The organism is Pseudomonas rosaeacicularis, assembly GCF_057128745.1.
This window is the reverse complement of sequence record NZ_JBSKHT010000003.1, coordinates 90,862-109,673: the sequence shown is the minus strand read 5'-3', so window position 1 is coordinate 109,673 and position 18,812 is coordinate 90,862. Positions and strand designations below refer to the sequence as shown.

Genomic DNA, 18,812 nt, shown 5'->3' with positions numbered 1-18,812 from the left:
TTTCGCGGGCAAGCGCGCTCCTACAGGCCCGGTATCAAAACATCGGGCGGGCCGCTGCGATAGACACCACGGCAATCCCCACCAACAGATTGACGCCCACCAGCCGACGAATCTTGCCCAGCGCCGCGGCGCCCCCGGGCCATTGCTCTGCTGCCACGGCCCGTCGCAATTCGGGCAGTTGTACCGACTGAATCTTGATGAACAGCGCCACCATCACCACATACAACCCGATCATCACCTGCACGTAACGCGGCGCCGTTTCGAACCCCGAGAAATTCACCTGAATCATGCCAATGCCCGTGACAGGCAACATGATCACCGCCATCCAGACCCACACGAAAAAGCGCGAAAACACCTGGAGCCACAGCTTCAATCGCATCGGCCCTTCAAGCGCAGCCACCGCCGCCGGTCGCAAGATCATCCAGGCGAAAAACATTCCGCCAACCCACAGGATCGCGGCCAATAAGTGCAAGGTGTAGACAAGGGCTGTCGGTGACATGCGGAACTCCGTTCTGCGCGCAAAGATTAAGCGCGGTATGATAGCCGCCCGCTGGAACTACTGAAGATATATCCAGCAGTTTTTTAGCGTGATGTGCCACATGACGCCTGTTTAGCACCTGTTTAAGCGCCCGAGCGAAGACCGTAGCCCGATGATCAGCACCGAACTCAAATCCCAGATTCAGGGCGCCTACTCGCGTTTCCTGGAAGCCAAGAGCCTGAAACCGCGCTACGGCCAGCGTTTGATGATCGCCGAGGTGGCCAAAGTGCTGGGCGATATCGACACCGACGAAGAAGGCCGCCGTTCGGGCGATCCCGCCGTGGTTGCCGTAGAAGCGGGCACCGGCACCGGCAAGACCGTCGCTTACGCCATCGCGGCGATTCCCACGGCCAAGGCTGCCGGCAAACGCTTGGTCATCGCCACCGCGACCGTCGCGTTGCAAGAACAGATCGTCTACAAAGACCTCCCCGACCTCATGCGCAACAGCGGCCTGAACTTCACGTTCTCGCTGGCCAAGGGGCGCGGTCGTTACATGTGCCTGTCCAAGCTGGACGTGCTGCTGCAGGAAGGGGACGCTCAGAGTGCCACCGCGCAGCTTTTCGAAGAAGAAGGCTTCAAGATCGAGGTCGATGAGGCCAGCCAGAAGCTTTTCACCACCATGATCGAAAAGCTTGCCGGCAATAAATGGGACGGCGACCGAGACAGCTGGCCCCAAGAGCTGGCTGACCAGGATTGGGCGCGCCTGACCACTGATCACAGTCAGTGCACGAACCGCCATTGTCCGAACTTTCAACAATGCGCCTTCTACAAGGCGCGCGAAGGCATGGGAAAAGTCGACGTGATCGTGACGAATCACGACATGGTGTTGGCGGACCTTGCCTTGGGCGGCGGTGCGGTATTACCCGACCCGCGCGACACGCTTTACGTGTTTGACGAAGGCCACCACCTGCCGGACAAGGCCATCGGCCACTTCGCCCATTATTCACGCCTGCGCTCCACCTCCGACTGGTTGGAAACCACCGCCAAGAATCTCACCAAACTGCTCGCCCAGCACCCGCTTCCGGGCGATCTCGGCAAGCTGATCGAGCAGGTGCCGGAGCTGGCGCGGGAGATCAAGGCCCAGCAGCAATTCATGTTCACTGCTTGCGAGCAACTGGCTGATTTCAAGGCCGGCGAAGACATGGAAGGCCGCGAGCGTCCCCGCCATCGTTTCGTCGGCGGCGTGGTGCCTGAGCACATGCGCGAGATGGGTATCGAGTTGAAGAAAGGCTTTGCGCGTCTGGACGATCTGTTCACGCGCCTGACCGAACTGCTCAAGGAGGGCATGGACGGCGAGGTCAACATCGGTATCGCCAGCCATCAGGCCGAAGAGTGGTATCCGCTGTTTGGCAGTCTGCTCGCCCGTGCCCACGGCAGTTGGGAGCTGTGGACCGCTTTCACCGCCGAAGATCCTGAAAACAGCCCGCCGATGGCGCGCTGGCTGACACTGGCGGACAGTGGTTCGCTGTTCGACATCGAGGTCAATGCCAGCCCGATCCTGGCGGCCGAGATGCTGCGTCGCAATCTGTGGAACGTGGCCTACGGCGCGCTGGTGACCTCGGCCACGCTGACTGCGCTGGGCAAATTCGACCGCTTTCGCATGCGTGCTGGTTTGCCAAAAGGTGCCGTGACGGCCGTGGTTCCCAGTCCCTTCCATCACGCCGACGCCGGTGTGCTGCGGGTACCAGACCTCAAGGCCGATCCGCGTAATGCCGCCGAGCACACTGCTGCGATCATTCGCGATTTGCCGGACCTGGTCGAAGGCTCCAAAGGCACGCTGGTGTTGTTCTCCTCGCGCAAACAAATGCAGGACGTGTTCGACGGCCTTGAACGTGACTGGCGCAAGCGCGTGTTCATTCAGGGCAACCTGTCCAAACAGGAAACTTTGAACAAGCACAAGGCCCGGGTCGATGGCGGCGATGCCAGTGTGCTGTTCGGTCTGGCGAGCTTCGCCGAGGGCGTCGATTTGCCGGGCGCTTACTGCGAACACGTGGTCATCGCCAAGATTCCGTTCGCCGTGCCGGACGATCCTGTTGAAGCCGCGCTGGCGGAATGGATCGAGGCTCGTGGTGGCAACCCCTTCATGGAAATCGCTGTGCCGGACGCCTCGTTGCGCCTGATTCAGGCCTGCGGGCGTTTGCTGCGTACCGAAGCGGATCGCGGGACTATCACGCTGCTGGACCGTCGCGTGGTCACTCAACGGTATGGCAAAGCGATCCTCAACGCCCTCCCTCCGTTCCGCCGCGAAATTTCCTGATATTGATCGGGATTAATCGCGGAGGATCGTGTCTCAAATCGATCTGCCAAGCGTCATGCACCATCACTGTGGGAGCGGACCTGTCCGAATTCGGTGTTTCAGACGACGAATGTGTTGAATGATCCGCCGCCTTCGCGGACAGGTCCGCTCCCACAATGTCTGTATCGAGCCTTGAGATCTCAACAGGAGCACCCGACTACATGATTCACCGTTCACTGTCTGCCTTGCTCGCGTTACTTTGCGCCGGACCTGCTATTGCAGCGCCCAACGGTCTGCAGACGCTGTTCAATTTCGTGCGTCCTGCCGACGTCGTGCAGGTCACGACCCAGGATGCCAGCCTGCCGCAATCCAACGCCGAGCAGACTGCCGAGGGCGAGGTGCTGCGCCGCGTGACGTTCAATCCTGTGGCCAAACCAAGCTTGCGTCTGGCGCCGCAAACCGGCGTCTGGGACTGGTCGGCCGACAGCGCCATGACGTTGCGTATTCAGAGCGCCATGGACTGGGCGCTGACGCTTTACGTACAAATCCAGAGCAGCGACGGCAAGATCCTCAACAGCCGCATTGACTTGCCCGCAGGCCCTGCGCAGACGTTGTATGTCCCGCTGCATGCGAGTTCGGCCTTGAGCCAGGGCATGCGTGCCGGCCCGCCGATGCCGTGGACCTTCGATGGCCAGCGCGTGTTGCTGGCTAGCAGCGAGGGTGAGCTGAACCTGAGTCAGGTGGCTTCGGTGACCGTTTCCATGTCCCAGCCCGATATCGCGCAGAGCGTGCTGATCGAGCGCTTCGGCGTGCAGGAAAGCGACGCGATGCAGAAGGCCGTCTACAGCAATCTGGTCGATGGCTACGGTCAGTACGCCCGTGGCAAATGGCCCGAAAAAATCACCAGCGACGATCAACTCAAAGCCTCCGCGAATAGAGAGCAGCAGCAGCTCAAGACCTGGATGGCCGAGCGTCCGGCTCACGACAAATACGGCGGTATGCTCAAAGGCCCGACGTTTGAAGCCAGGGGCTTTTTCCGGACCGAGAAGCACGATGATCGCTGGTATCTGGTGACCCCTGAAGGCCACCCGTTTTATTCGCTGGGCGTCAACGCGATCACACCTGATGACAGCCAGACGTACATCGAAGGCCGCGAGTCGATGTTTGCAAGCCTGCCGCAAGCCGACGAGCCGTTGGCGGCGTTCTACGGCAAGAGTGATGACAACCGCAACACGGGCGCCAACCGCAATCGCCAGTTCGATCAGGGTCGTTGGTTCGACTTTTACGGCGCCAATCTGCAGCGCAGTTACGGCGTGCCGACCTGCGCCGCCGATACCGCACCGCAAACCGCTGTGGAGAAGCCCGACTGCAAGCCTGCGAAGGTCGACGCCGAGCGCTGGATCGATCACACCCTCACTCGTCTGCAAGCGTGGGGTTTCAACACCATCGGTAACTGGAGCGATCCAGGCCTTGGGCTCAAGAATCGCGTGCCCTATACCTTGCCGCTTTCGATCGTCGGCGATTACGTCAGCATCAGCACGGGTCAGGACTGGTGGGGCGGTATGCCCGACCCGTTCGATCCGCGCTTTGCCATGGCCACCGAACGCGCGGTTGCTATTGCCGCACGGGATCATCGGGATGATCCGTGGCTGATCGGTTATTACGCTGACAACGAACTGGCGTGGGCCGCGCCGGGAGATGATCCGAAAGCCCGCTACGCCCTGGCCTACAGCACGCTCAAGCAGACCACTGATGTGCCAGCCAAGCGCGCATTCCTCAAGCAGCTGCGCGACAAATACCGCAATCAGGAAGGGCTGTCCAAGGCCTGGGGTATTGATTTGCCGGCGTGGGAATTGATGGAAGATCCGGGTTTCGAGCCGCCGTTGCCAAGTCCTGAGCATCCGGAAATCGAAAACGACTTCAAGTATTTCCTGCGGGTATTTGCCGAGACGTATTTCAAGACCATCGCCGACTCACTTAAATGGCATGCCCCTAATCATCTGCTGCTGGGCGGCCGTTATGGGGTTACTACGCCGGAAGCGGTCGAGGCCTGCGCTAAATTCTGTGACGTGCTGAGTTTTAACTTCTATACGCCCAAGCCGCAGGACGGTTTTGACTTCGCCAAATTGCGCGTGCTGGACAAGCCTGTGCTGGTAACCGAGTTTCACTTTGGCTCCCGTGATCGTGGACCGTTCTGGGGTGGCGCGATGGAAGTCGCCAAAGAAGAGGATCGCGGGCCGGCCTACGCTAACTTCCTGAAGAACGCCTTGGCCGAGCCCTCGATCGTCGGCGTGCATTGGTTCCAATATCTGGATCAACCGGTGTCCGGACGCAGACTCGATGGCGAGAACGGCCACCTGGGGCTGGTGGGCATCACCGACGTCCCGTATCAGGGGTTTGTCGATGCAGTGCGCAAAGCCAATAATCAGGCCGTCGATATGTTGGGTAAGGCCTCACCAAAAGCTCCCTGATGACCACATTCCCTTGTAGGAGCTGCCGAAGGCTGCGATGCAATATGCCTCACACACCGCTATCGCAGCCTTCGGCGGCTCTTCAGCCCCGACAAGGACCGGGTGGAACGCAAGAGATTTGTAAGAGCGCGCTTGCCCGCGAAAGCGCTGTGTCAGTCACCATTATTGGCACTGACAGTCCTCATTCGCGGGCAAGCGCGCTCCTGCAAAATGTGTCGGTTCCCAAACCCCGCAATCGCTGGAACAATGCACGCCATTTCAGCCAGCGATGAATCGGGAGCAGGCACGTGCAGATTCAGGGTCATTTCGAGCTTCAATTCGAGCCAGTGCGCGAAGCGTTCGCGGCGCTGTTCGACGATTCGCAGGAGCGTGGCGCGGCGCTGTGCATTCAGCTCGGCGGTCAGAGCGTTGTCGACTTGTGGGCGGGTACGGCTGACAAGGACGGCGCCGAAGCCTGGCACACCGACACCATCGCCAACCTGTTCTCCTGCACCAAGACCTTCACCGCCGTCGCCGCCTTGCAGCTGGTCGACGAAGGCAAGCTGCACCTGGACAAGCCGGTTGCCGATCTATGGCCCGAGTTCGCCGCAGCGGGCAAGGGCAACATCACTTTGCGCCAGATGCTCTGCCATCAGGCAGCTTTGCCTGCGATCAGGCATTTGCTGCCTGCCGAAGCGCTTTACGACTGGCAAGCGATGACGAGCGCACTGGCTGCCGAAGAACCGTGGTGGACGCCTGGTCAAGGCCACGGCTATGCCGCAATCACCTATGGCTGGCTGGTGGGGGAGATGATCCGCCGCGCAGACGGGCGCGGGCCGGGCGAATCCATTGCCGCGCGCATTTCCCGACCTCTCGGACTGGATTTTCATGTGGGTCTGGCCGATGAAGAATTTCATCGGGTCGCCCACATCGCTCGGGGCAAGGGCAACAGTGGCGACGAAGCCGCCCAACGCCTGGTGCAGACGACGATGCGCGAGCCGACCTCAATGACTGCCCGCGCCTTCACCAATCCGCCGTCGGTCATGACCAGCACCAACAAACCGGAGTGGCGCCGCATGCAACAACCTGCCGCCAATGGTCACGGCAATGCCCGCAGTCTGGCCGGGTTCTACAGCGCATTGCTGGACGGTAGCCTGCTGGAGGCCGACTTGCTCAATGAACTCACTCGCGAGCACAGCCTGGGGCAGGACAAGACACTGTTGACCCAGACCCGCTTCGGGCTGGGCTGCATGCTCGATCAACCCAGTGTGCTCAACGCGACCTTTGGCCTGGGCGCCAAAGCATTCGGCCATCCCGGCGCAGGCGGCTCGGTGGGCTTTGCCGACCCTGAGCGTGATGTCGCTTTCGGCTTCGTCACCAATACCCTCGGCCCTTACGTGTTGATGGACCCTCGCGCTCAAAAACTGGTGCGCGTTCTTGGTGAGTGTTTGCAATAGATATCGCTGATAAGTGCTTGTTTATAACCGACTGTCAGGTAAATGGCTGATATGGGAACCGCAGAGCGGTTTCTTTTTCCAACTCACCGTTTATGCGTGTTATATGGGCGCTGCTTCGTTCATTTTCTGATCAATTATTTTTCGGGTCATCCATGTCTACCAATAAAAGCCTCGTTCTCGCCGTTTGCCTTGCTGTCACTGGCTGCGCTCAAACGCCTCAAAACCAATCCGCAGATACCGCCCCTTGGTGGTCGTTCGGCGCTGGCAAAACCGCCGACACCGCACCCGCCAAGCCAGAAGTGAAACCCGCAGTCGCCGAAATGAAGAAGGCTGACTCCGAAGCGGGCACCCATTGGTACTGGCCATTCGGCTCCGACCACGGCACCACCGAAAGCAAGCCTGAACTGGCCGCGACTCAGCCGGCAGCCAAGGCGGCCCCCGCCGTTGCCAGCGCGAACGACGGCAACAAGTGGTGGTGGCCTTTCCCGGCCGCCGATAAAAAAGACGCTGCCCCGGCAGTGCCAAAAGTTGACCCGAAAGTCACCCAGGCCTGGCTAGACCTGAATGAACCCCGTATGCGCGAAGCCATCAAGGGCAGCAAATTCGAACTTGAGCGCCGTGAAGACGTCCTGGTGATCACCGCGCCGGTGGACAGCACCTTCAACCCTGATCGCCCTGCGATGCTGCTGCCGACCAACCTTGGGCCGATCACCAATCTGGCCAAGATGCTCGAGAGCGATCCAAAGACCGCCGTTCTGGTCTTGGGCCACTCGGACCTCGCCGGCGATGCACCGCTCAAGATCAGCCAGGAACGTGCTCAGTCGGTCGCCGCAATCTTTCGCCTTAGCGGTCTGCAACGTAACCGCCTGAACCTGCGCGGCATGGGTGATCTGCAACCACGTGCTGCCAGCGACAGCGCGCCAGGCCGTGAACTGAACCGCCGCGTTGAAATGATCATGACCCCGCAGGAAACCATGGTCGCGCTGCTGGCCAAGTACAACATGCCCGCTCCGGCGCCTGTCATGGTCGCCGTCCAGAACACCAAGCCAGTGATTGCCGCGCCGGTGGTTGCACCGACTCCAGCAACCAAAGCCGCGCCTGCCAAGAAAGCCGCTGCCCCTGCTAAGAAGACCACCACCGCCAAAGCGCCAGTGAAGAAGGCTGCCGCGAAGAAAGCCACTCCGGCTAAAGCGGCGCCAGCCAAGGCCCCAGTGAAAAAAGCGACCAATACTCAAGCCAACGCGAACTGAAGTACCATCGGCATCCCGACAACGGATGCCGATAAAGGAAGCACGTGATGACTGAGCGCCTGGCTGACATGCGCCGCAACTACGCCCGCGACGGTTTGACCGAAGCGCAGGCAACCACCGAGCCATTTGCCCTGTTTCATCAGTGGTTCGATGAAGCCGTGAAGACCGAGCAGGCGCCGATCGAACCCAACGCCATGACGTTGGCGACGGTCGACGCTGACGGTCGTCCCCACAGCCGGGTGTTATTGCTCAAAGGCCTGGACGCTCAGGGTTTCACGTTCTTCACCAACTATGACAGCGCCAAAGGCCAGCAACTGGCTGCACATCCGTTCGGCGCAATGACTTTCTTCTGGCCCACGCTTGAGCGTCAGGTTCGCATCGAAGGTCGCGTGGCCAAGGTCACGGCAGAGGAGTCCGACGCCTATTTCCAGGTTCGTCCGCTGGGCAGTCGCTTGGGCGCCTGGGCGTCGCCGCAAAGCCGGGTGATCGCCGACCGCGCGGAGCTGGAAAATTTGCTCAGCGCCACCGAGCAGCGTTTCAGCGATACCGCACCGACCTGCCCGGAGCACTGGGGCGGTTATCGTCTGGTGCCCGACCGCATCGAGTTCTGGCAAGGGCGCCCGAGCCGTCTTCACGACCGACTCAATTATCGAATGGTGCAAGACGCGTGGGTGCGCGAGCGTCTGGCCCCCTGACAGTCTGGCGGATAGCGAATTTCGTTGAATCAAATCGGTGCGCGGTCGTCCATAAAGGTAGACGCTGGCGTATCTGTATCACGCCTGAATAAAGGTAAATTATCGGTACAGGGCCGTGACATCGATTGGCGTCGCGGAGTTTAATGGCCCCCTGTTCCTCTGGAGATACTGTTATGCGCAAGTCCGTTCTGTTAGCTGCTTCGTTCACCGCCATGGCGCTGACACTGGGCGGCTGTACTTCAAGTCTGACCGGCGATTCCTACTCACGCGATGAAGCCCGGACAGTTCAAACCGTTCGTTTGGGTACCGTCGAGTCGTTGCGTCCTGTGAAGATTGAAGGCACCAAGACCCCAATCGGTGCGGGCGCCGGTGCAATCGTTGGTGGCGTAGGCGGCAGCGCAATCGGCGGCGGTCGCGGCAGTATCGTGACTGCAGTGATCGGCGCAGTCGCCGGCGGCCTGTTGGGTTCGATGACCGAAGAAGGTCTGACCCGCACCCAAGGCGTGGAAATCACCGTGCGTGAAGACGACGGCACCATGCGCGCGTACGTTCAGCAGGTTCAGGAAAACGAGATTTTCCGGGTCGGCGACCGTGTTCGCATCATGAGCGTCAATGGCACCAGCCGCGTCACGCGCTGAGTCTGACCAAGCGTTTTAACGCTGAAGTAAGAAGTTGTTACACAAAAACGCCCCGATATGTCGGGGCGTTTTTGTTTGTGCGATCTTAGATCGCGAGACTTAGCATGCTTTTCGCCAGCGCCTCGGCAATCCGAATCCCGTCCACGCCCGCCGACAGAATCCCGCCCGCATAACCTGCGCCTTCACCGGCCGGGAACAGGCCCTTGACGTTCAGGCTCTGCATATCGTCGCCGCGGGTAATGCGCAACGGGGACGAGGTGCGGGTTTCGATGCCGGTCAGCACCGCATCATGCTGGGCAAAGCCTTTGATCTGCTTATCGAACGCCGGCAGCGCTTCGCGGATCGCTTCAATGGCGTAGGCGGGCAGGGCGTCAGCCAGGTCCACCAGCTTGACGCCGGGTTTGTAGGACGGTTCGACGCTGCCCAGTTCGCTGGACACCTTGCCTGCGATGAAGTCACCCACCAACTGCGCAGGCGCTTCGTAAGTCCCGCCGCCCAGCACGTAAGCGTGGGATTCGAGGCGTTCCTGAAGCTCGATCCCGGCCAGCGGGCTGCCTGGGTAATCCTCGTCCGGCGTGATACCGACCACGATGCCGGAGTTGGCGTTGCGCTCGTTACGCGAGTACTGGCTCATGCCGTTGGTGACCACACGATTGGGCTCGGACGTCGCCGCAACCACCGTGCCGCCAGGGCACATGCAGAAACTGTAGACCGATCGGCCATTCTTGGCGTGGTGCACCAGTTTGTAATCGGCGGCGCCAAGTTTCGGGTGGCCGGCGTATTTGCCCAGCCGCGCGCGGTCGATCAAGCCCTGAGGGTGTTCGATGCGGAAACCTACCGAGAACGGCTTGGCTTCCATGTACACGCCACGGCCGTGGAGCATGCGGAAGGTGTCCCGCGCGCTGTGGCCGAGAGCGAGGATCACATGGCGCGACTCGATACGTTCGCCGCCGTCCAGTTCGACACCGTGCAACTGACCGTCTTCGATCAGCACGTCGGTCACGCGCTGCTGAAAACGCACTTCGCCGCCCAGCGTGATGATCTGCTGGCGCATGTTCTCGACCACGCCGGTCAGGCGGAAAGTGCCGATATGCGGTTTGCTGACGTAGAGAATCTCGTCCGGCGCGCCGGCTTTGACGAACTCGTGCAGGACTTTGCGGCCGTGAAATTTCGGGTCTTTGATCTGACTGTAGAGCTTGCCGTCGGAGAACGTGCCGGCGCCGCCTTCGCCAAATTGCACGTTGGACTCGGGCTTGAGCACGTTCTTGCGCCACAGCCCCCAGGTGTCTTTGGTGCGCTGACGCACTTCAGTGCCGCGTTCGAGGATGATTGGCTTGAAGCCCATTTGCGCGAGCAACAGGCCGGCAAAGATACCGCACGGGCCGAAGCCGACGACGATGGGGCGTTCAGTGAGGTTGGCGGGCGCATGGCCGACGATTTTGTAGCTGACGTCCGGTGCCGGGGTGAGATGGCGATCGTTGGACAAGCGCGCCAGCAGCGCGGCTTCGTCACGGACTTCGAAGTCGATGGTGTAGATAAATTGCAGTTCGGAGGATTTCTTGCGCGCGTCGTAGCTGCGCTTGAACAGCGTGAAGTTGATCAGTTCATCGCTGTCGATCCCCAGGCGTTGCAGGAGCGCAGGGCGCAGCGCCTCTTCCGCATGGTCCAGGGAAAGTTTGAGTTCGGTGATTCGTAACATTGAAAGGTCCAGTTCCGGGCCAGGTTCTGCCCGGCAGCGCTTCAAGAACCGGCGATTATAAGCCCAATTGAGGTTGGCAGCGGTTGTGTAGGAGCGAATTCATTCGCGAGCCGTCTGCACAGACGATAGAAATCTAGCGTCTGATTTACTCATTCGCGAATGAATTCGCTCCTACAGATTTGTGGTTATCAATCGTTCCGGCCACCGCCGTAATAAGCACACCCCTGTCGCACCTGGCCATTGACGCGCAACTGCGCGGTCAGGTGCTGCACCGAACCGTTGACGGGATCGACGCAGCGTTGCGGCGCGACCCAAAGCTCAACGTGCTGATCGTTGGCGTCAGTGACCAGATTGAAGCGCCCCTCTGGCAATTGCTCTTCCATGTAAGGCACGGCAAACGGCGGCTTGCCTTCGCGCTCAAGCACCATGCCCTTTCCGCTGGCGTTGAGGTTCCACTTCGGGCCATTTCCGCTGGCGTGGATGGTAAGGCGCTTGAAGTTGGGGTCCATGCAGGCATCGGTGGGGCGCTCGACGCGGTAAAACTGGTACAAACTCAGCTCGCCGGTGCTGCCCGCCGCCTTGCTCGCGACGAAGTTGCCACGCAAGTCGGCAAAGGCCTTGCCGTTCTTGTCCACCACCGACGCCGCTTCCTGAAGAATGCCGGTGTTGCCTTTGTCCTGCACCACGTACAGGCGTTGCTCGTCGCACGGCTGAAACATCAGCTTGCCGTTCTGGCCGGTCAGTTCGCCCTGCATGCGGATCATCCCCGCCGTGGAGACCTTGGCGTCATCAGACTTGGGCGCCAGCATCTGGCATCCGGCAAACAGGGGCAGCAGGGCGAACATAACGACGGAACGAGCAGCGAACATGGGAGGGTCTCCAGACAAGTGCCGCCACGTTACTCAGCCTGTTCGCTCATCACAAGAGGCGATTATCCGACGTGATAAGTCTGTCCGGTTTGTAGCCCTTCGACACTTTTCGCATACGCCAGCGCTACATCGGCGGCAGGCACCGGTTTAAAGCCCCGAAAGTAAGGCGCGTAGCTGCCCATGGCCTCCACCAGCACATTGGGGCTGACCGAATTGACCCGCATGCCGCGCGGCATTTCAATCGCGGCAGCACGCACAAATGCATCGATGGCGCCGTTGACAAGGCTTGCCGACGCCCCGGCAGCAATGGGGTCATGGCTGAGCACGCCGGTGGTGAAGGTGAACGACGCGCCGTCGTTGGCAAATTCGCGACCGATCAGCAGCAGATTGACCTGCCCCATCAGTTTGTCCCGCAGACCGAGGGCGAAGGATTCTTCAGTCATGTCAGCCAGTGGCGCGAACGTCACGTTCCCTGCTGCGCAGATCAGCGCATCGAAAGGACCTGTCCGTTCGAACAGTTTGCGGATCGAGCCGCTGTCACTAATATCGACGTGCTCCTGGCCACTGCTGCGGCCGATTCGAACGATGTCGTGGCGTGGCGCCAACTCTTTCTCAATCGCCGAGCCAACGGTCCCGCTGGCGCCAATCAATAGAATTTTCACGGTGCAGTCCTTACCTGGATGGATATGACGCACAGTGTGAATCGCGTTTGCCCAGGGATATATGGGGTAAAGCGCAAACCCGGTTTGTGGATAAGGAAACAATGATGAGCGAAATGGATGATCTGGCCGCGTTCGCGATGCTGGTCGAGGCCAACAGTTTTACCCTCGCCGCGCAATGGCTGGACACCAGCACCAGCCAGTTGTCCAAGCGCATCAGCAAGCTTGAGAAAAGCTACGGCGTGACTTTGCTTCATCGCACGACCCGCAGCCTGACGCTGACCTCTGCCGGCGCGATTCTGCTGCCCGAAGCGCGCGCCTTGCTGATGCAGCGGGACCGGGTGCGCGATGCCATGGCCTATTTGAGCGAAAGCTTGACCGGCACGGTGCGCCTGACGGTTCCGGTTTCTTTGGGCGAAACGTTCTTTGAAGGGCTGCTGACCGAGTTCGCCGAGAGCTATCCACAGCTTCAGGTGGAGCTAGACCTCAACAACCATTTTCGGGACATGCGCCGCGACGGTTTTGACCTCGGGATTCGCTCCAGTGTCGGGGTGGATGAGCGGCTGGTGGCCAAGCCGCTGCTGGCGTTACAGGAGTTGACCTGTGCCGGCCCTGCGTATCTTGAGCAGTTCGGCACACCGCAGACGCCCGAAGATCTACGCGCCCATCGCTGTTTGCTCAATAGCCATTACAGCGGTCGGGAATCCTGGGTGTATCACCGCAACCATGAGCTACAGCGGGTGCCGGTGAGGGGCACGTTCGCCAGTAACCATTACGGACTGTTGAAGCGCGCTGCATTGGTCGGCGCGGGTGTCGCGCGACTGCCGTCTTACATGATCCACAACGAACTCAACGATGGCCGCTTGCACTGGCTGCTGCGCGATTACCAGACACCGACGTCATCGCTGTTTCTGGTGCATCCGTTCGAGGGGCAATTGCCAAGGAGAACCCAGGTAATGGCCGATTACCTGACCACCTGGTTTGAGCGCAGCAGCCAGGCGTTGGCCAATCTGTAGGCTGCGCGCTATCTGTAGGAGCCAACTTGTTGGCGAGGGAGGATGGCGCGCTGTGTCAGCAATGACGCTTCGCGAACAAGTTCGCTCCTACAGGGGAATGCAGTTTTTGTGGGAGCGGACCTGTCCGCGAAGGGGCCAGTACATTCGATAAATTTCTATCGACTGAAACGACGCATTCACGGACGAGTCCGCTCCCAAAGGTTCTTCCTCGACCGGAAGATTATCGTTTTTGATTAACCGTCCTGCTCATCACCCACCCAAGTAAGCATCGCGCACTTTTGGGTCGACCAGCAGTTCCTCGCCGGTGCCTTGCATCACCACCCGACCGTTCTCCAGCACGTACGCGCGATCAGCGATTTTCAGCGCCTGGTTGGCGTTTTGCTCCACCAGAAACACCGTCACGCCATCACGTCGCAGCTGTTCGACGATCTCGAAAATCTGCTGAATGATGATCGGCGCCAGACCCAGCGATGGCTCATCGAGCAGCAACAGCTTGGGCTTGCTCATCAGCGCGCGGCCAATCGCGAGCATTTGCTGTTCGCCACCGGACATGGTGCCGCCGCGTTGATTGAAGCGTTCTTTGAGGCGTGGAAACAGGTGCAGCACCTTGTCCATCTGCTCCTGGTAATCGTCCTTCTCGGTGAAGAAACCGCCCATGGCCAGGTTTTCTTCCACGGTCAGGCGCGCAAACACGCGACGGCCTTCCGGCACCACCGCGATGCTCTTGCGCATGATCACCGACGATTCCAGCCCCACAAGCTCTTCACCCATGTAACGGATGCTGCCGCTGTGGGCGCGGGGCGAACCGCACAGGGTCATCAGCAGCGTGGACTTGCCCGCGCCGTTGGCACCGATCAGCGTGACGATCTCGCCCTGACGCACATCGACGCTGACGCCGTGCAGTGCCTGGATCTTGCCGTAGAAGGTGGAAACGTTTTCGAATTGCAGCATTTACGCTTCCCCCAGGTAGGCTTTGATCACTTCAGGATTGTCACGAATCTGTTCGGGTGTGCCGTCAGCCAGCGGTGTGCCCTGGTTGATCACGACGATGTGATCGGAAATGCTCATCACCAGCTTCATGTCGTGCTCGATCAGCAAAACGGTTGCGTTGTGCTCGTTACGCAGCACACCGATCAACGCCTTGAGGTCTTCGGTTTCCTTGGGGTTCAGGCCCGCAGCGGGTTCGTCGAGCATGAGGATGCGCGGGCGCGTCATCATGCAGCGGGCGATTTCCAGACGGCGTTGCTGCCCATAGGCCAGCGTACCGGCAGGACGGTTGGCGAACTCTTTCAGATCCACCGCTTCGAGCCAATGCTCGGCGTACTCCATGGCCTCGCGCTCGCTTTTGCGATACGACGGGGTCTTGAACAGGCCGGACAGAAAGTTGGTGTTGAGGTGACGATGCTGAGCCACCAGCAGGTTCTCGACAGCGGTCATTTCTTTGAACAGGCGCACGTTCTGGAACGTACGCACCACGCCTTTGCGGGCGATTTCATGACCGGCCAGGCCTTGAATTGGCTCGCCGTCCAGCAGGATGGTGCCAGCCGTCGGCTTGTAGAAACCGGTCAAGCAGTTGAACACGGTGGTCTTGCCGGCGCCGTTGGGGCCGATCATCGACACCACCTGTTTCTCGTGAACGGTCAGGCCCACGCCGTTGACGGCCAGGAGGCCGCCGAAGCGCATGCTCAGACCTGAGGCTTGCAGAAGTGGACGGCTCATCAGCTCAGATCCCCTTTGAGTTTCATTACGGGACGCTGCATGGGCAGGAAGCCCTGAGGACGCCAGATCATCATCAGCACCATCAAGGCGCCGAAGCCCAACATGCGGTATTCACTGAACTCACGCATCATTTCGGGGAGCAGAATCATCACGATCGCCGCCAGAATCACGCCCAGTTGCGAGCCCATGCCGCCCAGTACCACGATCGCCAGAATGATCGCTGACTCAAGGAACGTGAACGATTCCGGCGTGATCAGGCCCTGACGTGCAGCGAAGAAGCTGCCGGCAAAACCTGCAAATGCAGCGCCCAGGGTGAAGGCCGAAAGCTTGATGATGGTCGGATTCAAACCCAGCGCGCGGCAGGCGATTTCGTCTTCGCGCAGCGCTTCCCACGCGCGGCCAATCGGCATGCGCAGCAGGCGGTTGATCACGAACAGCGCCGCCAGTGCCAGCAACAGCGCAACCAGGTAAAGGAAGATCACCTTGTTGATCGAGTTGTAGGCCAGGCCGAAATACTCGTGGAAAGTCTGCAAGCCTTCGGCGGCTTTGCGCTCGAAGCTCAGGCCGAACAGGGTTGGTTTTTCGATGTTGCTGATGCCGTTCGGGCCGCCGGTGAGGTCGGTCATGTTACGCAGCAACAGGCGAATGATTTCCCCGAAACCCAGCGTCACGATGGCCAGATAGTCGCCTCGTAGACGCAACACCGGGAAGCCCAGCAGGAAGCCGAACAGCGCCGCCATCAATCCGGAAATCGGCAGGCAGATCCAGAAACCCAGGCCGAAGTAGTGCGACAGCAGCGCGTAGCTATAGGCGCCGACGGCGTAAAAGCCGACGTAGCCCAAATCCAGCAAGCCAGCCAGACCAACCACGATGTTCAGGCCCAGGCCAAGCATGATGTAGATCAGGATCAGCGTGGCAATGTCCACCGCGCCGCGCGAACCGAAGAATGGCCAGATGAACGCGCCGACCACCAACGCCAGCAGGAACCAGCGCTGAGTCGACGGCAGGGTCAGAAAGTTGCTGGCCTTGCTCGGAACACTGGGCAGACTTGGGGATGAACGCCAGGCAGCGCTGATTTGCTCAGCGAACAGCACCCGCAGGAACATCAGCAGCGCGCAGCCGAAGATGATCGCGACGGTGGTGTGGCTGGCGCCGAGAACGGTCAGGTTGACCCCGACGATTTCCAGCTTGAGCCCCAGGATCGGGTAAGCCACGGCCAGCACCAACAAGGCGCTGAAGAAGGCCGATTTAAGATTGCGAGTCATACTTTTTCAACCTCCGGACGGCCCAGCAGGCCGGTTGGCCGGAACAACAACACCAGAACGAGCAAGCCGAACGCCACCACATCCTTGTACTGGTCGCCGAAGATGTCGGCGCCAAACGCTTCAGCCACCCCCAGCACCAGACCGCCGAGCATCGCGCCCGGGATACTGCCGATGCCGCCCAATACCGCAGCGGTGAAGGCTTTGATACCGACCAGGAAACCGGCGTTGGGGTTGATCACGCCGTATTGCATGCTCAGCAATACCGCAGCGACCGCCGCCAGTGCAGCGCCGATAACGAAGGTCAGGGCGATGATGTTGTTGGTATTGATGCCGAGCAGGTTGGCCATCTTGATGTCTTCGGCGCAGGCGCGGCAGGCGCGTCCCAGACGAGAGCGGGAGATGAACCAGGTCAGGGCGAGCATCGCGATCAGGGTCACGATGAAAATCAGGATCTGCATGTAGGAGATCACCACTTCATGGGTGCTCACACTGCCGAATACGATGTTGCCGGGGATCAGGTTGGGGATCGATTTGTCCTTGGAATCCTGCGCAAGCAGCACAGTGTTCTGCAGGAAAATCGACATGCCGATGGCGGAAATCAGCGGGATCAGACGGTTGCTGCCGCGTAACGGACGGTAGGCGACCCGCTCAATGGCGTAACCGTAGGCGCTGGTCACCACGATACTGGCGACGAAAGCTGCGGTGATCACCAGCGGCAGGCTGTTGATACCCATCATGCTCAAGCCGGCAATGGCGATGAACGCCACGTACGAGCCGATCATGTACACCTCGCCGTGAGCGAAGTTGATCATGCCAATGATGCCGTACACCATGGTGTAGCCAATGGCGATCAAGGCGTAAGTGCTGCCAATGGTCATGCCATTAACCAGCTGTTGGAAAAAGTGATAGATGTCTATCTCGGGCATTGCCGCGTGCTCCTAAAAACCTTATCGGTGTTTCACTGGTGAAGTCTTTTTCCCGCTCGCACGTCGTGATCTACGTCCGCGTTTGGCACGAGCCCAGTGATTCACTGGTGCGGTTTCAAGATGTTCAGGTGGGCGCAATCTTGTGAATTGTGACCGGGCCTTTAAAACAAAGCCCACTGCGGTTGCAGTGGGCTTCGGGTTCGACGCAGGGCGTGTGATTACTTCACAGGCGCTTCAGTCTTGGTGCCGTCTTTGTGCCAGGTGTAAACGACGAATTTGAAGTCTTTCAAGTCACCCTTGGCGTCAAACGACAGATCGCCGGTAGGGGTCTTGAAGTTACCGGCGTGGATGGCAGCAGCCACTTTGGCGGTGTCTTCGGACTTGGCGGTCTTGATGGCTTCGGCGATGACTTCAACGGCAGCGTAGGCCGGGAACACGAACGGACCGCTCGGGTCTTCTTTCTTCGCGGCGAAGGCGTCAACCAGTGCCTTGTTGGATGGATCCTGGTCGAACGATTTCGGCAGGGTCACCAGCAGGCCTTCGGATGCGTCCTGGGCGATCTGCGAGATCGAGGCGTTGCCCACGCCTTCCGGGCCCATGAAGCCGGCTTTCAGACCTTTTTCCTGTGCCTGACGCAGGATCAGACCCAGCTCAGGGTGGTAGCCGCCGTAGTAGACGAAGTCGACGTTGGCCTGTTTGAGCTTGGCGATCAGCGAGGAGAAGTCTTTGTCGCCGGCGTTGATGCCTTCGAACACAGCGACTTTCACGCCGTCTTTTTCCAGAGTCTGCTTAACGGCGGTGGCGATGCCTTCACCGTATTGCTGCTTGTCGTGGATGACCGCAACGACCTTAGGCTTGACCTGCTTGGCGATGTACTCACCAGCGGCTGGGCCTTGAGCGCTGTCCAGACCGATGGTGCGGAAGATCAGCTTGTAGCCACGAGCAGTGATTTCCGGGCTGGTTGCAGCCGGGGTCACCATGATGATGCCTTCGTCTTCGTAGATGTCGGACGCTGGCTGAGTGGAGCTGGAGCACAGATGGCCAACCACGAACTTGACGCCGTCGTTGACCACTTTGTTGGCGACCGCTACCGCTTGTTTAGGGTCGCAGGCGTCGTCATATTCCACCGCTTCGAGTTTCTTGCCATCTACGCCGCCTTTGGCGTTGATTTGCTCGATGGCCATTTTCGCGCCGCTGAACTGCATGTCGCCGTATTGGGCAACCGGCCCGGTTTTAGGGCCGGCGATGCCGATCTTGATGGTGTCGGCTGCGAATGAATGGCTGGCAACACCCGCCAGAACCAGTGCGGCGAACAGCTTGGAAATCTGAGTAATACCCTTAGTCATGATGCTCCACTCTTGCGTTGTCGTTTTTATAATCCTGACGGCCAAAAGG

The 18,812-nt window shown here is 59.8% G+C and carries 16 protein-coding genes; 7 read left to right on the top strand and 9 right to left on the bottom strand.

From position 1 onward, the window contains the following. Nucleotides 1–34: 34 nt before the first annotated feature. Nucleotides 35–499, bottom strand: a complete 465-nt coding sequence (locus ACWKWM_RS05100; RefSeq protein ID WP_483845089.1) for a CopD family protein — start codon at nt 497–499, stop codon at nt 35–37. A gap of 151 nt (nt 500–650) precedes the next feature. Between ACWKWM_RS05100 and dinG the strand changes: the two genes are divergently transcribed. The 6 genes from dinG to ACWKWM_RS05070 all read left to right on the top strand — a co-directional run bounded on the left by dinG (nt 651) and on the right by ACWKWM_RS05070 (nt 9,264). After that, the gene (gene dinG / locus ACWKWM_RS05095) at nt 651–2,795 is read left to right on the top strand and encodes an ATP-dependent DNA helicase DinG (RefSeq protein ID WP_483845088.1); all 2,145 of its coding nucleotides are present in this window, start codon (nt 651–653) and stop codon (nt 2,793–2,795) included. A 200-nt stretch (nt 2,796–2,995) separates the two neighbouring features. Further along, nucleotides 2,996–5,245, top strand: coding sequence for a beta-agarase (locus ACWKWM_RS05090; protein ID WP_483845087.1), 2,250 nt, complete (start codon nt 2,996–2,998; stop codon nt 5,243–5,245). 287 nt (nt 5,246–5,532) lie between these two features. Beyond that, nucleotides 5,533–6,681 carry a serine hydrolase domain-containing protein gene (locus ACWKWM_RS05085; protein ID WP_483845086.1) on the top strand — a complete coding sequence of 383 codons (1,149 nt, stop codon included), beginning with the start codon at nt 5,533–5,535 and terminating at the stop codon, nt 6,679–6,681. Between the two features lie 152 nt (nt 6,682–6,833). Further along, nucleotides 6,834–7,931 carry an OmpA family protein gene (locus tag ACWKWM_RS05080; protein WP_483845085.1) on the top strand — a complete coding sequence of 366 codons (1,098 nt, stop codon included), beginning with the start codon at nt 6,834–6,836 and terminating at the stop codon, nt 7,929–7,931. Between the two features lie 47 nt (nt 7,932–7,978). Next, nucleotides 7,979–8,626 (top strand): pyridoxamine 5'-phosphate oxidase, encoded by a 648-nt coding sequence (pdxH, locus tag ACWKWM_RS05075; RefSeq protein ID WP_483845084.1) that lies wholly within the window; start codon nt 7,979–7,981, stop codon nt 8,624–8,626. Between the two features lie 173 nt (nt 8,627–8,799). Then, nucleotides 8,800–9,264 carry an outer membrane lipoprotein gene (locus tag ACWKWM_RS05070; protein ID WP_483845083.1) on the top strand — a complete coding sequence of 155 codons (465 nt, stop codon included), beginning with the start codon at nt 8,800–8,802 and terminating at the stop codon, nt 9,262–9,264. 85 nt (nt 9,265–9,349) lie between these two features. On the opposite strand, the gene ACWKWM_RS05065 is transcribed toward ACWKWM_RS05070, so the two are convergent. From ACWKWM_RS05065 to ACWKWM_RS05055, 3 genes are all read right to left on the bottom strand, one after another. Then, nucleotides 9,350–10,963, bottom strand: coding sequence for an NAD(P)/FAD-dependent oxidoreductase (locus tag ACWKWM_RS05065; protein WP_483845082.1), 1,614 nt, complete (start codon nt 10,961–10,963; stop codon nt 9,350–9,352). 188 nt (nt 10,964–11,151) lie between these two features. Further along, nucleotides 11,152–11,832: a COG3650 family protein gene (locus tag ACWKWM_RS05060; protein WP_483845081.1), complete on the bottom strand. Its 681-nt coding sequence runs from the start codon at nt 11,830–11,832 to the stop codon at nt 11,152–11,154. Between the two features lie 62 nt (nt 11,833–11,894). Then, nucleotides 11,895–12,494, bottom strand: a complete 600-nt coding sequence (locus ACWKWM_RS05055; protein ID WP_483845080.1) for a short chain dehydrogenase — start codon at nt 12,492–12,494, stop codon at nt 11,895–11,897. A 104-nt stretch (nt 12,495–12,598) separates the two neighbouring features. Between ACWKWM_RS05055 and ACWKWM_RS05050 the strand changes: the two genes are divergently transcribed. Beyond that, nucleotides 12,599–13,507: a LysR family transcriptional regulator gene (locus ACWKWM_RS05050; protein WP_483845079.1), complete on the top strand. Its 909-nt coding sequence runs from the start codon at nt 12,599–12,601 to the stop codon at nt 13,505–13,507. A 249-nt stretch (nt 13,508–13,756) separates the two neighbouring features. Here the strand turns inward: ACWKWM_RS05050 and ACWKWM_RS05045 are convergent, their stop codons facing one another. The 5 genes from ACWKWM_RS05045 to ACWKWM_RS05025 all read right to left on the bottom strand — a co-directional run bounded on the left by ACWKWM_RS05045 (nt 13,757) and on the right by ACWKWM_RS05025 (nt 18,763). After that, entirely contained in the window at nt 13,757–14,458 is a 702-nt protein-coding gene (locus tag ACWKWM_RS05045; RefSeq protein WP_483845078.1) for an ABC transporter ATP-binding protein, read from the bottom strand. Further along, nucleotides 14,459–15,226 (bottom strand): high-affinity branched-chain amino acid ABC transporter ATP-binding protein LivG, encoded by a 768-nt coding sequence (gene livG, locus ACWKWM_RS05040; RefSeq protein ID WP_349802180.1) that lies wholly within the window; start codon nt 15,224–15,226, stop codon nt 14,459–14,461. Next, nucleotides 15,226–16,491 carry a high-affinity branched-chain amino acid ABC transporter permease LivM gene (locus ACWKWM_RS05035; RefSeq protein ID WP_483845077.1) on the bottom strand — a complete coding sequence of 422 codons (1,266 nt, stop codon included), beginning with the start codon at nt 16,489–16,491 and terminating at the stop codon, nt 15,226–15,228. Before ACWKWM_RS05035 ends, livG begins: the two co-directional genes overlap by 1 nt. Then, nucleotides 16,488–17,417, bottom strand: a complete 930-nt coding sequence (gene livH, locus ACWKWM_RS05030) for a high-affinity branched-chain amino acid ABC transporter permease LivH (protein ID WP_483845076.1) — start codon at nt 17,415–17,417, stop codon at nt 16,488–16,490. Before livH ends, ACWKWM_RS05035 begins: the two co-directional genes overlap by 4 nt. A gap of 218 nt (nt 17,418–17,635) precedes the next feature. After that, entirely contained in the window at nt 17,636–18,763 is a 1,128-nt protein-coding gene (locus tag ACWKWM_RS05025; protein WP_483845075.1) for a branched-chain amino acid ABC transporter substrate-binding protein, read from the bottom strand. Between the last annotated feature and the right edge of the window lie 49 nt (nt 18,764–18,812).

Bases quoted from the DNA above. Each gene is read 5' to 3' on its own strand.
- ACWKWM_RS05100 (WP_483845089.1), bottom strand. From the start codon at position 499: ATGTCACCGACAGCCCTTGTCTACACCTTGCACTTATTGGCCGCGATC.
- dinG (WP_483845088.1), top strand. From the start codon at position 651: ATGATCAGCACCGAACTCAAATCCCAGATTCAGGGCGCCTACTCGCGT.
- ACWKWM_RS05090 (WP_483845087.1), top strand. From the start codon at position 2,996: ATGATTCACCGTTCACTGTCTGCCTTGCTCGCGTTACTTTGCGCCGGA.
- ACWKWM_RS05080 (WP_483845085.1), top strand. From the start codon at position 6,834: ATGTCTACCAATAAAAGCCTCGTTCTCGCCGTTTGCCTTGCTGTCACT.
- pdxH (WP_483845084.1), top strand. From the start codon at position 7,979: ATGACTGAGCGCCTGGCTGACATGCGCCGCAACTACGCCCGCGACGGT.
- ACWKWM_RS05070 (WP_483845083.1), top strand. From the start codon at position 8,800: ATGCGCAAGTCCGTTCTGTTAGCTGCTTCGTTCACCGCCATGGCGCTG.
- ACWKWM_RS05065 (WP_483845082.1), bottom strand. From the start codon at position 10,963: ATGTTACGAATCACCGAACTCAAACTTTCCCTGGACCATGCGGAAGAG.
- ACWKWM_RS05060 (WP_483845081.1), bottom strand. From the start codon at position 11,832: ATGTTCGCTGCTCGTTCCGTCGTTATGTTCGCCCTGCTGCCCCTGTTT.
- ACWKWM_RS05050 (WP_483845079.1), top strand. From the start codon at position 12,599: ATGAGCGAAATGGATGATCTGGCCGCGTTCGCGATGCTGGTCGAGGCC.
- ACWKWM_RS05045 (WP_483845078.1), bottom strand. From the start codon at position 14,458: ATGCTGCAATTCGAAAACGTTTCCACCTTCTACGGCAAGATCCAGGCA.
- livG (WP_349802180.1), bottom strand. From the start codon at position 15,226: ATGAGCCGTCCACTTCTGCAAGCCTCAGGTCTGAGCATGCGCTTCGGC.
- ACWKWM_RS05035 (WP_483845077.1), bottom strand. From the start codon at position 16,491: ATGACTCGCAATCTTAAATCGGCCTTCTTCAGCGCCTTGTTGGTGCTG.
- livH (WP_483845076.1), bottom strand. From the start codon at position 17,417: ATGCCCGAGATAGACATCTATCACTTTTTCCAACAGCTGGTTAATGGC.
- ACWKWM_RS05025 (WP_483845075.1), bottom strand. From the start codon at position 18,763: ATGACTAAGGGTATTACTCAGATTTCCAAGCTGTTCGCCGCACTGGTT.